The organism is Burkholderia sp. AU27893, from assembly GCF_002223205.1.
GTDB lineage: Bacteria > Pseudomonadota > Gammaproteobacteria > Burkholderiales > Burkholderiaceae > Burkholderia.
Genome location: NZ_NKFD01000003.1, coordinates 158,677 through 171,738, shown reverse-complemented (window position 1 = coordinate 171,738; position 13,062 = coordinate 158,677). Strand labels below are relative to the sequence as shown.

The 13,062-nt window shown below is 67.4% G+C and carries 11 protein-coding genes and 1 pseudogene; 3 read left to right on the top strand and 9 right to left on the bottom strand.

Annotated elements, in window-relative coordinates:
- Positions 1-191 precede the first annotated feature (191 nt).
- A complete protein-coding gene (locus CFB47_RS18870; protein ID WP_011353771.1) occupies positions 192-635 on the top strand; it encodes a PaaI family thioesterase in 444 nt (147 codons plus the stop codon).
- A gap of 116 nt (positions 636-751) precedes the next feature.
- Here CFB47_RS18870 and CFB47_RS42135 read toward each other — a convergent pair.
- The 7 genes and pseudogenes from CFB47_RS42135 to prpB all read right to left on the bottom strand — a co-directional run.
- Positions 752-844 (bottom strand): annotated as a pseudogene (locus CFB47_RS42135) (addiction module antitoxin); the annotation flags it as partial.
- 18 nt (positions 845-862) lie between these two features.
- Positions 863-1,111 (bottom strand): type II toxin-antitoxin system Phd/YefM family antitoxin, encoded by a 249-nt coding sequence (locus CFB47_RS18860; protein ID WP_089461931.1) that lies wholly within the window; start codon positions 1,109-1,111, stop codon positions 863-865.
- Between the two features lie 117 nt (positions 1,112-1,228).
- Positions 1,229-2,281, bottom strand: coding sequence for a CaiB/BaiF CoA-transferase family protein (locus CFB47_RS18855; RefSeq protein WP_089461930.1), 1,053 nt, complete (start codon positions 2,279-2,281; stop codon positions 1,229-1,231).
- A gap of 166 nt (positions 2,282-2,447) precedes the next feature.
- Entirely contained in the window at positions 2,448-3,638 is a 1,191-nt protein-coding gene (gene prpF / locus CFB47_RS18850) for a 2-methylaconitate cis-trans isomerase PrpF (protein ID WP_089441419.1), read from the bottom strand.
- A 26-nt stretch (positions 3,639-3,664) separates the two neighbouring features.
- Complete coding sequence (acnD, locus tag CFB47_RS18845; RefSeq protein ID WP_089461929.1) at positions 3,665-6,259, bottom strand: Fe/S-dependent 2-methylisocitrate dehydratase AcnD; 2,595 nt, start codon at positions 6,257-6,259, stop codon at positions 3,665-3,667.
- A 78-nt stretch (positions 6,260-6,337) separates the two neighbouring features.
- The gene (gene prpC, locus CFB47_RS18840; RefSeq protein ID WP_031400290.1) at positions 6,338-7,510 is read right to left on the bottom strand and encodes a 2-methylcitrate synthase; all 1,173 of its coding nucleotides are present in this window, start codon (positions 7,508-7,510) and stop codon (positions 6,338-6,340) included.
- Positions 7,511-7,672: 162 nt separating this feature from the next.
- Entirely contained in the window at positions 7,673-8,566 is an 894-nt protein-coding gene (gene prpB, locus CFB47_RS18835) for a methylisocitrate lyase (protein ID WP_039349639.1), read from the bottom strand.
- 170 nt (positions 8,567-8,736) lie between these two features.
- On the opposite strand from prpB, the gene prpR reads away from it, so the two are divergent.
- Entirely contained in the window at positions 8,737-10,719 is a 1,983-nt protein-coding gene (prpR, locus tag CFB47_RS18830; RefSeq protein ID WP_089459181.1) for a propionate catabolism operon regulatory protein PrpR, read from the top strand.
- Positions 10,720-10,754: 35 nt separating this feature from the next.
- Here the strand turns inward: prpR and CFB47_RS18825 are convergent, their stop codons facing one another.
- Positions 10,755-11,399, bottom strand: coding sequence for an ABATE domain-containing protein (locus tag CFB47_RS18825; protein ID WP_089459182.1), 645 nt, complete (start codon positions 11,397-11,399; stop codon positions 10,755-10,757).
- 252 nt (positions 11,400-11,651) lie between these two features.
- Between CFB47_RS18825 and CFB47_RS18820 the strand changes: the two genes are divergently transcribed.
- Positions 11,652-12,035 carry a VOC family protein gene (locus tag CFB47_RS18820; RefSeq protein ID WP_089459183.1) on the top strand — a complete coding sequence of 128 codons (384 nt, stop codon included), beginning with the start codon at positions 11,652-11,654 and terminating at the stop codon, positions 12,033-12,035.
- Positions 12,036-12,144: 109 nt separating this feature from the next.
- Here the strand turns inward: CFB47_RS18820 and CFB47_RS18815 are convergent, their stop codons facing one another.
- Positions 12,145-12,993 (bottom strand): ureidoglycolate lyase, encoded by an 849-nt coding sequence (locus tag CFB47_RS18815; protein WP_089461928.1) that lies wholly within the window; start codon positions 12,991-12,993, stop codon positions 12,145-12,147.
- Positions 12,994-13,062 lie beyond the last annotated feature (69 nt).

Here is a 13,062-nt window from a genome sequence, read left to right as displayed (position 1 = left end):
CGGCAACGAAATTCACGTTGGCCGCGCATTCCAGCGGAATCACCCGCAAACAGGGAAATCCACGACATTCGACGCAATAATCGCGTCGCATCACGCTGGAAATTGCACGAAACGCGGACGAATTTCCTTGCTTATCGGCATCCCCCTTCCTAGAGTTCAGCGCAAGCGGGCACTCATTTCGAGGAAAGTCGATGACCGACATCACGGACCACGCGCGCGGCGCATTGCGCGCGCAACCGTTCAGCATGCTGCTGGGCACGGAGCTGATGCATATCGGCGACAACGAAGTGTCGCTGTGCCTGCCCGTGCGCGAAGAACTGCGGCAGCAGCACGGTTTCGTGCACGGCGGCGTCATCAGCTACCTCGCGGACAACGCGCTGACGTTCGCCGGCGCGCTCGTGCTCGGCCCACGCGTGATCACCGCGGAATACAAGATCAATTACCTGCGGCCGGCCGTGAACGGCACGCTCGTCGCCCGGGCGAAGCTCGTCTACGCGGGGCGGCATCAGGCAACCTGCCAGTGTCATGTGTTCGTCATCGACGGCGATCACGAGCGGCTCGTCGCGATCGCGCAGGGCACGATCAACCGCGTCGGCGACGGCAAGATGCCGGATGCCCCGGAGGAAACGGCGTGAGCGGTTCTCCGCACTTGGTGGATCGCCCGTCCTTCCAGAAGTCGATGAGCGCGTAGCCGCGCCAAGCGGTCAGACATGCGGACAAGCTGGCCGCTCCCCATGCGGCGCATCGGGATCTAACGCTTCATCGCGGCAAGATAGACCGCATCGCGCTCGCGTCGACCGACCGCCACGACCAGTACGAGCACTTCCGAATCGCGCACTTCATAGGATCGAGAAAGGCGAGCTCAGAGGTCATTCAGCTTGACCTTGACGACCTTCTCCTTGGCGCGCTTGTCGGCCAGCGCGTTGTCTTCGATACCTTCAAAGCGTTCGACCATCGCCTCCCACATCTTCGCCGGGATGCAGTAGAACGCAGGTTCGTTGTGGTTCAGGATCGCGACCGGGAAACCCTCTCCCGCCGCAACCGTGCCTATCGGGTTCCGTTTCAGTTCCGAAACGCTCGCCGCAACGTTGGCCAGGATGGTATGAGGCATGTCGACTCCTTCTTCAACAGGAAATCGATTGTGCTCTATTTGGCACCAAATATTCTGCGAGCCTTTCGTTTAAGTGCGTTTCGAGACTGGCTCAACGACCTCGACGTGTCAGTCCGTCTACTCCACCCCGTCCCCCGCCAGCGGCAAAAATCGCGGCGCCACCCGCGCCCGCACGTTGCCGTTCTCATCCGTCCGATAGATCCCACGCGCCGCGTTGTGCGGGTGCGCAGCCGCGTCGGCCACATTCAGCACCGGCGCGAAACACGCGTCGGTACCTTCGAGTAGCGCACGCCAGTGCGCGGAAGGCTGCTGCGCAAATACCTCTGCAAAACGCGCCTTCAGCGCGGGCCAGCGCGCGCGGTCGTACTGCGACGCCGGATCGACGTCGGTCAGCCCGAGCCGTTCGACCAGCAGCGCATAGAACGGCGGCTCGAGCGCGCCGATCGTCACGCATTCGCCATCCGCGCAGCGATACACGTCGTAGAACGGCGCATCGTGAAAGGGGCTCGGCTGCGCGCCGTCGAGTTGCCCGTTCGCGCGCGCCCACAGCACGAGCGAGCCGAGCATCGACACGATGTCGACGATCGCGCCGTCGACCACGCGCCCCGGCCCGCCACCGCGCACGTCGAACAGCGCGCAGACGATCCCGAACGCGAGCCCGAGCGCGCCGCCCGCATCGCCGACGACGGTCGGCGGCAACCCCGGCCGCCCGTCGCGCGGCGCGGACAGCGAGAGCAGCCCCGTCAGTGCGACGTAGTTCAGGTCGTGTCCGGCCGCGGCCGCGAGCGGGCCGTGCTGGCCCCAGCCGGTCATCCGCCCGTACACGAGCGTCGGATGACGGCGTGCGCAATCGTCGGGCCCGAGGCCGAGCCGTTCCATCACGCCGGGCCGCAGCCCCTCGATCAGCGCATCGGCCTGCGCGATCAGGTCGAGCGCGGCGTCGCGGCCGGCCGGCAACTTCAGGTCGAGTTCGACGATCGTCTTGCCTTCGCGCAGCAGGTCGCCATCGCGGGCCTGCAACGCGTCCGGCGCGCTCGTGCGGCCGGATGGGCGGGCGATCAGCGTGATCCGCGCGCCCATCCCGGCGAGCATCCAGCCCGCAAGCGGGCCGGGGCCGAGACCTTCGAATTCGACGATGTGGATGCCGGAAAGCGGTGCATCGAGCGGCATGCGATTCTCCTGTCCGTGTCGCGTATTGCGACGGTCTCCGATGCCATACGCCTCGCATCGGATCGCACCTGTCACGCGTGCGTCAACGCGTCAAATGAAAAATCCCTGCGTCGCGGGGTCCGCTTCGCAGGGATTGGGGCGGCTGCCTTGCCGGAACCGGCCACGCTCAGAACGCGTCGCCAGGCACCCTCACCCAGCCTTCCATCAACACGCGCGCACTGCGGCTCATGATCGCCTTGGTGACGGTCCACTCGCCGTTCTCGAGCTGCGCTTCCGCGCCGACGCGCAGCGTGCCCGACGGATGCCCGAAACGCACCGCGTTGCGTTCGCCGCCGCCCGCCGCCAGGTTGACGAGCGTGCCGGGGATCGCCGCGGCCGTGCCGATCGCGACCGCCGCCGTGCCCATCATCGCGTGGTGCAGCTTGCCCATCGACATCGCGCGCACCAGCAGGTCGACGTCACCCGCGTTCACGCGCTTGCCGCTCGATGCGACGTAGTCGGCCGGCTTCGCGACGAACGCGATCTTCGGCGTGTGCTGCCGCGTCGCGATTTCATCGAGCGTGTCGATCAGGCCCATGCGCAGCGCGCCGTGCGCACGAATCGTCTCGAACTTCTCGAGCGCCTTCGCATCGCCGTTGATCGCGTCCTGCAACTCGGTGCCCGTGTAGCCGATCGCTTCCGCCTCGACGAAGATCGTCGGGATCCCCGCGTTGATCATCGTCGCCTTCAGCGTGCCGACGCCCGGCACCGCGAGATCGTCGATCAGGTTGCCGGTCGGGAACATCGACCCGCCCGCGCCTTCTTCCTCGGCAGCCGGGTCCATGAACTCGAGCTGCACTTCGGCCGCCGGGAACGTGACGCCGTCCAGCTCGAAGTCGCCCGTCTCCTGCACCGCACCGTTCGTCACCGGCACATGCGCGACGATCGTCTTGCCGATGTTCGCCTGCCAGATCCGTACGGTCGCGACGCCGTCGCGCGGCACGCGCGCCGGATCGACCAGCCCGCCGCTGATCGCGAACGGGCCGACCGCCGCCGACAGGTTGCCGCAGTTGCCGGTCCAGTCGACGAACGCCTTGTCGATCGACACCTGGCCGAACAGGTAGTCGACGTCGTGGCCGGGCCGCGCGCTCTTCGACACGATCACCGTCTTGCTGGTGGACGACGTCGCGCCGCCCATCCCATCGATCTGCTTGCCGTACGGATCGGGGCTGCCGATCACGCGCAGCAGCAGCGCGTCGCGCGCGGCGCCCGGCGCCTGCGCGGCGTCCGGCAGGTCCTGCAGCCGGAAGAACACGCCCTTGCTGGTGCCGCCGCGAATGTAGGTCGCGGGAATCCTGATTTGAGGAGTGTGAGCCATGTGTGCGTTATCCCTGTGTGACCCGGTCAAGCCGCCTGCGACGATTCGAGGAAGTCCTGCGCGAAGCGCTGCAGCACGCCGCCCGCCTCGTAGATCGACACTTCCTCGGCCGTGTCGAGCCGGCACGTCATCGGCACCTCGACGCGCTCGCCGTTCTTGCGATGAATCACGAGCGTCAGGTCGGCGCGCGGCGTGCGCTCGCCGATCACGTCGAAGGTCTCGGTGCCGTCGATGCCGAGCGTCGTCCGGTTCGTGCCCGGCTTGAACTCGAGCGGCAGCACGCCCATGCCGATCAGGTTCGTGCGGTGGATCCGCTCGAAGCCTTCGGCGGCGATCGCCTCGACGCCCGCGAGCCGCACGCCCTTCGCGGCCCAGTCGCGCGACGAACCCTGGCCGTAGTCGGCGCCGGCCACGATGATCAGCGGCTGCTTGCGATTCATGTAGGTCTCGATCGCTTCCCACATCCGCATGACCTTGCCTTCCGGCTCGACGCGCGCGAGCGAGCCCTTCTTCACCGCGCCGTCGACGATCGCCATCTCGTTGACCAGCGTCGGGTTCGCGAAGGTCGCACGCTGCGCGGTCAGGTGATCGCCCCGGTGCGTCGCGTACGAGTTGAAGTCTTCTTCCGGCAGGCCCATCTTCGCGAGATATTCGCCGGCCGCGCTGTCCAGCAGGATCGCGTTCGACGGCGACAGGTGGTCGGTCGTGATGTTGTCGCCGAGCACCGCGAGCGGGCGCATCCCCTGCAGCGTGCGTTCGCCGGCCAGTGCCCCTTCCCAGTACGGCGGACGGCGGATGTACGTGCTCTGTGCGCGCCACTCGTACAGCGGCGCCGCGCGCTCGCCCGCATCCGCGCTACGCGCGAACATCGGTTCGTAGACCTTGCGGAACTGCTCGGGCTTCACGCTCGACGCGACGATCGCATCGATCTCCTCGTCGGTCGGCCAGATGTCCTTCAGCGTGACGGGCTGGCCGTCCTGGTCGTGGCCGAGCACATCCTTCTCGATGTCGAAGCGGATGGTGCCGGCGATCGCATACGCGACCACCAGCGGCGGCGAGGCGAGGAACGCCTGCTTCGCATACGGGTGGATGCGGCCGTCGAAGTTGCGGTTGCCGGACAGCACGGCCGTCGCGTACAGGTCGCGATCGACGATCTCCTGCTGGATCTTCGGGTCGAGCGCGCCCGACATCCCGTTGCAGGTCGTGCACGCGAACGCGACGATGCCGAAGCCGAGCTTCTCGAGTTCGGGCAGCAGGTTCGCTTCCTCCAGGTACAGCTCGACCGCCTTCGAGCCGGGCGCAAGCGAGCTCTTCACCCACGGCTTGCGCGTGAGGCCGCGTGCATTCGCGTTGCGGGCGAGCAGGGCCGCCGCGATCACGTTGCGCGGGTTGCTGGTGTTCGTGCAGCTCGTGATCGCGGCGATGATCACCGCGCCGTCGGGCATCTCGCCCGCCTTCTCTTCCCACTGGCCGGCGATCCCGCGTGCGGCAAGATCGGACGTCGGCAGCCGCTTGTGCGGGTTCGACGGGCCGGCCATGTTGCGCACGACGCTCGACAGGTCGAACGTCAGCGTGCGCTCGTATTGCGCGTTGTTCAGCGTATCGGCCCACAGGCCGGCCGCCTTCGCGTAGGTCTCGACGAGCTTCACCTGCTCGTCGCTGCGGCCGGTGAGGCGCAGGTAGTCGGTCGTCTGGCCGTCGATGAAGAACATCGCGGCCGTCGCGCCGTATTCCGGCGCCATGTTCGAGATCGTCGCACGATCGCCGAGCGTGAGGCTCGCCGCGCCTTCACCGCGGAATTCCAGGTACGCGCCGACCACCTTTTCCTTGCGCAGGAATTCGGTCAGCGCGAGCACGACGTCGGTCGCGGTGATGCCGGGCTGGCGCTTGCCGGTCAGCTCGACGCCGACGATGTCGGGCAGGCGCATCCACGATGCGCGGCCGAGCATCACGTTCTCCGCTTCGAGGCCGCCGACGCCGATCGCGATCACGCCGAGCGCGTCGACGTGCGGCGTGTGGCTGTCGGTGCCGACGCAGGTGTCCGGGTACGCGACGCCGTCCTGCACCTGGATCACCGGCGACATCTTCTCGAGGTTGATCTGGTGCATGATGCCGTTGCCCGGCGGGATCACGTCGACGTTCTCGAACGCCTTCTTCGTCCACTCGATGAAGTGGAAGCGGTCCTCGTTGCGGCGATCCTCGATCGCGCGATTCTTCGCGAACGCGTCCGGATCGAAGCCGCCGCATTCGACCGCGAGCGAGTGGTCGACGATCAGCTGCACGGGCACGACCGGGTTCACCTTGGCCGGGTCGCCGCCACCGTCGGCGATCGCGTCGCGCAGGCCGGCGAGATCGACGAGCGCCGTCTGCCCGAGGATGTCGTGGCACACGACGCGCGCCGGGAACCACGGGAAATCACGTTCGCGCTTGCGCTCGATGATCTGCTTCAGCGAATCGGCAAGGATCGCCGGATCGCAGCGGCGCACGAGGTTTTCGGCGAGCACGCGCGACGTGTACGGCAGCGTGTCATAGGCGCCGGGCGCGATCGCTTCGACCGCGGCACGCGCGTCGAAATAGTCCAGCGACGTGCCGGGCAGGGGTTTGCGGTTGGCGGTATTCATGGTGTGGGGAACTCGGGTATGGCGTCCGGCGCACGCCGGCCCCCGTCACGCGGGAGGCCGGTGTGCGCGGTGGGCATGTCAGCGCTTTTCGATCGGCACGAACTGCAGGTCTTCCGGACCGGTGTAGTTCGCGCTCGGGCGGATGATCTTGTTGTCGATGCGCTGCTCGATGATGTGCGCGCTCCAGCCGGACGTGCGCGAGATCACGAACAGCGGCGTGAACATCGCGGTCGGCACGCCCATCATGTGATACGACACCGCGCTGAACCAGTCGAGGTTCGGGAACATCTTCTTCGCTTCCCACATCACCGATTCGAGGCGCTCGGCGATGTTGTACAGCTTCAGGTCGCCCGCTTCCTTCGACAGCTTGTGCGCGACGCCCTTGATCACCTTGTTGCGCGGATCGGAGATCGTGTAGACCGGGTGGCCGAAGCCGATCACGACTTCCTTGTTCTCGACGCGGCGGCGGATGTCGGCTTCGGCATCGTCCGGCGAGCTGTAGCGGCTCTGGATCTCGTACGCGACTTCGTTCGCGCCGCCATGCTTCGGGCCGCGCAGCGCGCCGATCGCGCCGGTGATCGCCGAGTAGATGTCCGAGCCCGTGCCCGCGATCACGCGGCCGGTGAACGTCGACGCGTTGAATTCGTGCTCCGCGTACAGGATCAGCGACGTGTGCATCGCCTCGACCCACGACTTCGACGGCGTCTTGCCGTGCAGCAGGTGCAGGAAGTGGCCGCCGATCGAGTCGTCGTCGGTTTCCGTCTCGATGCGCTTGCCGTTGTGCGAGAAGTGATACCAGTACAGCAGCATCGAGCCGAGCGATGCCATCAGGCGGTCGGCGATGTCGCGCGCGCCCGGCAGGTTGTGGTCGTCCTTCTCCGGCAGCACGGTGCCGAGCACCGACACGCCCGTGCGCATCACGTCCATCGGGTGCGCGGACGCCGGGATCTGCTCGAGCGCCGCCTTCAGCGCGTTCGGCAGGCCGCGCAGCGCGCGCAGCTTCGTCTTGTACGCGGCCAGTTCGGTCAGGTTCGGCAGCGTGCCGTGCACGAGCAGGTGGGCGATTTCCTCGAATTCGCACGACTCGGCGACGTCGAGAATGTCGTAGCCGCGATAGTGCAGGTCGTTGCCGGTCTTGCCGACCGTGCACAGCGCCGTGTTGCCGGCCGTCACGCCCGACAGCGCCACCGACTTCTTCGGCTTGAATGCGCCTGCGGCGGCCGGTGCTGCTGCGTCTTTCGTCTCGCTCATGTTTCTGCTCTCCAATGTGTATCGGGGGTATCAGAGGTCGGTTCAACCGGCGCCTCGGCGCCGGGCCCGACCGCTGCAAAGCCGTCGGCCGGACCTGGCGCTTCAGCGCCTGGTCCAGCCCCATGCAAAACGCTCCGGAATCGTGTCCCGGCGCGCAGGCGCTTACTTCTTGCCCTGCGCGAACAGCTCGTCGAGCTTGCGCTCGTATTCGTGATAACCGAGGAAGTCGTACAGCTCGGCACGCGTCTGCATCGTCTGCACGGCTTCCTTCTGCGTACCGTCGCGGCGCACCGTCTCGTAGAAGTTCAGCGCGGCCTTGTTCATCGCGCGATACGCGCCGCAGCAGTACAGCGCGATATCGACGTTCGCCTCGCGCAGCTCGTCGACCGTGAACAGCGGCGTCGAGCCGAATTCGGTCAGGTTCGCGAGGATCGGCACCTTCACGGCGGCCTTGAAGCGGCGGTAGTCGTCGAGCGTCTTCATCGCTTCCGGGAAAATCATGTCCGCGCCGGCTTCGACGTAGGCCACCGCGCGCTCGATCGCCGAGTCGATCCCTTCGGCGGCGGCGGCGTCGGTGCGCGCCATGATCACGAACTGGTCGTCGGTGCGCGCATCGACCGCTGCCTTGACGCGATCGACCATTTCCTCGATCGGCACGACTTCCTTGCCCGGACGGTGGCCGCAACGCTTCTGGCCGACCTGGTCTTCCAGATGCACGGCCGCGACGCCGGCCTTGATGAACGAGCGCACGGTGCGCGCGATGTTGAACGCACCGCCCCAGCCGGTATCGATGTCGACCAGCAGCGGCAGGTCGGTCGCGTTGGTGATCCGGTTCGCGTCGATCAGCACGTCTTCCATCGTGCTGATGCCGAGGTCGGGGATGCCGAGCGAGTTCGCGGCGACGCCGCCACCCGACAGGTACACGGCCTTGAAGCCGACGGCCTGCGCCATCTTGGCTGCGTAGGCGGTGATCGCGCCGACCACCTGCAGCGGCTGCTCCGCCGCGACTGCCGCGCGGAATTTCGCGCCGGCGCTCTGAAGATGCGTATTGCTCATGAACGGCCTCCTGAAGGAACGACCATTAACAGCAAGGACCGGGCCAGCTCGCCCAACGTCGCTAACCCACTGATTCTTAAGCAACCGGCACGGGCGTCGACGTGCCCGGGGATTTCAATTCAGCAATTTCATGTTTCAAAAATGAAATCGCGCGCGCATAATCGATCGTCATGGACCTCTCCTCGACCAAGCCCGTCGGCCCGGCCGATCGCGCGGCGCGCCCGCGCATCTGGGCGATGGGCATCAGCCGCCTGCGCGACCTGTTTCGCGAAATCGCCGGCGAATTCGACGAACGCGCCGACGTGCGCATCGTGACGCGCGCCTATGAGGATGCGCTCAGCGCGATCGCCGAGGCCGGCACCGCGCGGCCCGACGTGATCGTCGCGGCCGGCTCGAACGGCGGCTTCCTGAAGACGCGTGCGCAGGTGCCGGTGGTGGTCGTGTCGCCGACCGGTTTCGACGTGATGCAGGCCCTCGCACGCGCCCGGCGCGACGCGTCGCGCATCGCGCTCGTCAGCGCCGGGGAAACGCCACCCGAAGTGCGCCGCTTCGTCGCCGCGTATGGCCTCGACGTGCAGTTCGCGTCATATCAGTCCGCGCAGGAAGCGGAAGCCTGCGTGCACGACCTGCACGACCGCGGCATCGAGACGATCGTCGGCCCCGGCCTCGTCACCGATCTCGCAGCCAGCGCCGGCATGGGCGCGGTGTTCCTGTATTCGCATGCGTCGGTGCGCAAGGCCGTCGAGACCGCGCTCGAAGTCGCGTATGCGACGCACGCCGAGGCGTTCCGCCGCCAGCGGCTCGACAACCTGCTCCAGCACCTGCGCGACGGCGTGGTCGCGCTCGACGCACACGGCCGCGTGGAAGCGATCAACGAACGGCTTGCGTCGGCGCTCGGGGTCGAACCCGCAGCCGCTGTGGGCCGCGCGCTCGTCGACCTGCGGCCCGAGCTGCGCACGCTGCGCGGCGAGGACGGCGACGCGCTCGCGACCGTACGCGGCGTGCGCTACGTCGTGCATCGCGGGCCGCTCGTCGATCGCGGCGTCACGTCGGGCAGCGTGCTGACGTTCCAGGAATCGCGCGCGGTCGAACGGCTCGACCGCGCATTGCGTTCGCAGCCCACCACGCAGCAGTTCGCCGCGCGCTACGCGCTCGACGACGTGGTGGGCGCATCCGCACCGATGGCGCGTGTGCGCGAGCTCGTGCGCCGCTACGCGAAATCCGATGCGACCGTGCTCGTGCTCGGCGAAAGCGGCACCGGCAAGGAAATGATCGCGCAAAGCCTGCACGCGCTGTCCGCGCGGCGCAGCTACCCGTTCGTCGCGGTCAACTGCGGCGCGTTTCCGGAAGCGCTGCTCGAAAGCGAGCTGTTCGGCTATGAGGAAGGCGCGTTCACCGGTGCGCGGCGCGGCGGCAAGACCGGCCTGTTCGAAGCCGCCCACCGCGGCACGCTGTTTCTCGACGAGATCGGCGAGATGCCGCCGTCGCTGCAGAGCCGGCTCCTGCGCGTGCTGCAGGAGCGCGAGGTGATCCGCCTCGGCTCGACCGAGCCGATCCGCATCGACGTGCGCGTGATCGCCGCGACGCACCGTCCGCTGCTCGTGGCCGTCGAGGCCGGCACGTTCCGCGCGGATCTCTATTACCGGCTCAACATCCTGAATGTCGGCCTGCCGCCGCTGCGCGAGCGCGCCGCCGACATCCCCGCACTCGCGGCCACGCTGCTCGTGCAGGCCGCACGGCGCGAACCGCGGCTCGCCGAGCGGCTGCGCGACGCCGCCGATGCCGCGCGCGTGCTCGGCGCGACGCAGGCCGCGCTTGCGCGCTACCGGTGGCCCGGCAACGTGCGCGAACTGCAGAACGTGATCGAGCGGATCGCAGTGGAACTCGCCGAAGAAGCCGATGAAAACGATCCGGCCGCCGCGTGCGGCGCGCTCGATCCCGACGCGCTGCAGGCGATCGCACCCGAGCTGTTCGCCGCACCACCCGACGCGGCCGACAGCGACGATGCGCAGACACTGCACGCGCGCCGCCGTCGCGCGGAAGCCGACGAGATCCGCGCGGTGCTCGACGCATGCGGCGGCGACCGCGACCGCGCGTGCGCGATGCTCGGCATCAGCAAGACGACGCTGTGGCGGAAGTTGTCGGTGAAATAACTCGGGCGGCTGCCGCGCGGTGAACGGGCCGACCGTCAGTCGGCCTTGTGATAGTGGCGGTATGCCTTCGCGCGATTGCCGCACGACGACATCGAACACCAGCGGCGGCTGCCGTTCTTGCTGTCGTCGATGAACAGCCACTGGCAGGCGTCGTTCGCGCAACGCTTGACCTTCGCGAGCCGCGCACCGCCGAGCAGGTCGATCGCCGACCACAATACCGGGCTCAGCAGCCCGGCCAGCGTCGCACGCCCCTCCCCGATCCGCCACGCATAACCGCCATCGACGCGTGCCAGCGCGACACGCGGCGCCGCTTCCGCCAGGAAGCCGCCGAGCAGCGCGAGATCGTCCGCCTGCGGCTCGCGCTGTTCGGCCTGCGCAAGAAAGAGCCGATACAGCGCCTCGCGCAACGCGAGCGCGTGCGCGAGCATCGCCGGCTCACCGGCCTCTTCGCCGTGCGCCTGACACGCTTGCGCCAGCCCGGCCGGCACGCCGGCGTGGTCGCGACACCACACCAGCAGGTCGTCCATCGTGCCGAAGGTTTCCGTCGGCGGATCGCTGCCGCGCCAGTACAGCGTGTTCGCGAAATCGATGCTCAGGGTTTCGGGCGGCGCCGGAATCAGGCAGTCCATCGTGACGGAAGGTTGCGTATCGCTCATGCCCGGATCGTATCTAACCACCATGCCGGTTGACAAGCCCGCGAGTGATTCCTAACATAACCAGCATGGTAGTTATAAAAGGTTTGCTGCACTGACACCCGCCTCAGTTCAAGGAGCCACAGATGATCGATCGTCTTTTGTCCGGCGTTATCCACAACCGCCGCGGCCGCGCGTTCTACGACAGCACACTCGGCACACTCCGCTACAAGCGGCTGGCATGGTGGTTATGAGCAGGCTTGCCGCACTGACGTCCCTCTTCGGTCCAAGGAGCCACACATGATCGATCACCTTTCGTTCGGCGTTGCACACGTCGGCCGCAGCCGAGCCTTCTACGACAGCACGCTCGGCGCGCTCGGCTACAAACGGCTGCATACCGACGACGAATCCATCGGATACGGCGCAACCGAGCCGCAGCTGTGGCTGCAATATGCGCGTCGCCCTGTCGCCCCCGATCCCGACTCGGGGATGCACCTGTCGTTCAAGGCCGCTTCGCCCGTCGAAGTCGACGCGTTCTACCGTGCCGCACTCGAGCACGGCGGCCAGGACAACGGCGGGCCCGGCAAGCGCGACCACTACGGCCCCGGCTACTACGCGGCGTTCGTCGTCGATCCCGACGGATATCGGCTGGAAGCGCATTGCGAACTCGACAACGTCGTGTAATCGCGCTCGCCTGACCAAAGACAAGGGCCCGGTTCCGCGCCATGCGGAATCGGGCCCTTGCTATTGAACTGCTGGCGGCGGTCGCTCGACGGAATCGCCGGGTGCGTGGCTACCGCGCGTCGCGCGTGTGCTGCAGTTGCTCGCCGAGTCCTTCGACACCGAGGCGCACCGTCTGGCCGGCCTTCAGGAATACCGGCGACGGCTTGATGCCCATGCCGACGCCCGGCGGCGTGCCGGTCGTGATCACGTCGCCCGGCTGCAGCGTCATGCAGCGCGACAGATAGGCGATCAGCTGCGCAACGGTGAACACCATCGTGCGCGTGTTGCCGTTCTGATAGCGGTGGCCGTCGATTTCGAGCCACAGGTCGAGACGCTGCGGATCGGGCACCTCGTCGCGCGTGACGAGCCACGGACCGATCGGGCCGAACGTGTCGAAGCCCTTGCCCTTGTCCCACTGGCCGCCGCGTTCGATCTGCCATTCGCGCTCGGACACGTCGTTGACGACGCAGTAGCCCGCGACGTAATCGAGTGCGCGCGCTTCGTCGACGTCCTTGCAGGTCGCGCCGATCACGACGCCCAGCTCGACTTCCCAGTCGGTCTTGACCGAGCCCTTCGGGATATCGATGCCGTCGTTCGGGCCGCAGATCGAGCTCGTCCACTTGCCGAACACGACCGGCTCCTTCGGCACCGGCATGCCGGCTTCGGCCGCGTGATCGGCGTAGTTCAGGCCGATGCCGATGAACTTGCCGACCTGCCCGACGCACGCGCCGATGCGTGGCTCGCCCGACACCAGTGGCAGCGTGGCCGGATTGATCGCGCGCAGCCGCGCGAGACCCGCGTCGGACAGCACATCGCCGGACAGGTCCGGCACCTGCGCGGACAGATCGCGAATCCGGCCATCCGCGTCGAGCATCCCGGGCTTTTCCTGGCCGGACGGGCCATAGCGAAGCAGTTTCATCGTGGTCAACCTCTGTTGTCGAATGGGACAGGATACCGGCCGACGCGGCCATTCGCGGCCGCGCGCCGG

Bases quoted from the DNA above. Each gene is read 5' to 3' on its own strand.
- CFB47_RS18870 (WP_011353771.1), top strand. From the start codon at position 192: ATGACCGACATCACGGACCACGCGCGCGGCGCATTGCGCGCGCAACCG.
- CFB47_RS18860 (WP_089461931.1), bottom strand. From the start codon at position 1,111: ATGCCTCATACCATCCTGGCCAACGTTGCGGCGAGCGTTTCGGAACTG.
- CFB47_RS18855 (WP_089461930.1), bottom strand. From the start codon at position 2,281: ATGCCGCTCGATGCACCGCTTTCCGGCATCCACATCGTCGAATTCGAA.
- prpF (WP_089441419.1), bottom strand. From the start codon at position 3,638: ATGGCTCACACTCCTCAAATCAGGATTCCCGCGACCTACATTCGCGGC.
- acnD (WP_089461929.1), bottom strand. From the start codon at position 6,259: ATGAATACCGCCAACCGCAAACCCCTGCCCGGCACGTCGCTGGACTAT.
- prpC (WP_031400290.1), bottom strand. From the start codon at position 7,510: ATGAGCGAGACGAAAGACGCAGCAGCACCGGCCGCCGCAGGCGCATTC.
- prpB (WP_039349639.1), bottom strand. From the start codon at position 8,566: ATGAGCAATACGCATCTTCAGAGCGCCGGCGCGAAATTCCGCGCGGCA.
- prpR (WP_089459181.1), top strand. From the start codon at position 8,737: ATGGACCTCTCCTCGACCAAGCCCGTCGGCCCGGCCGATCGCGCGGCG.
- CFB47_RS18825 (WP_089459182.1), bottom strand. From the start codon at position 11,399: ATGGTGGTTAGATACGATCCGGGCATGAGCGATACGCAACCTTCCGTC.
- CFB47_RS18820 (WP_089459183.1), top strand. From the start codon at position 11,652: ATGATCGATCACCTTTCGTTCGGCGTTGCACACGTCGGCCGCAGCCGA.
- CFB47_RS18815 (WP_089461928.1), bottom strand. From the start codon at position 12,993: ATGAAACTGCTTCGCTATGGCCCGTCCGGCCAGGAAAAGCCCGGGATG.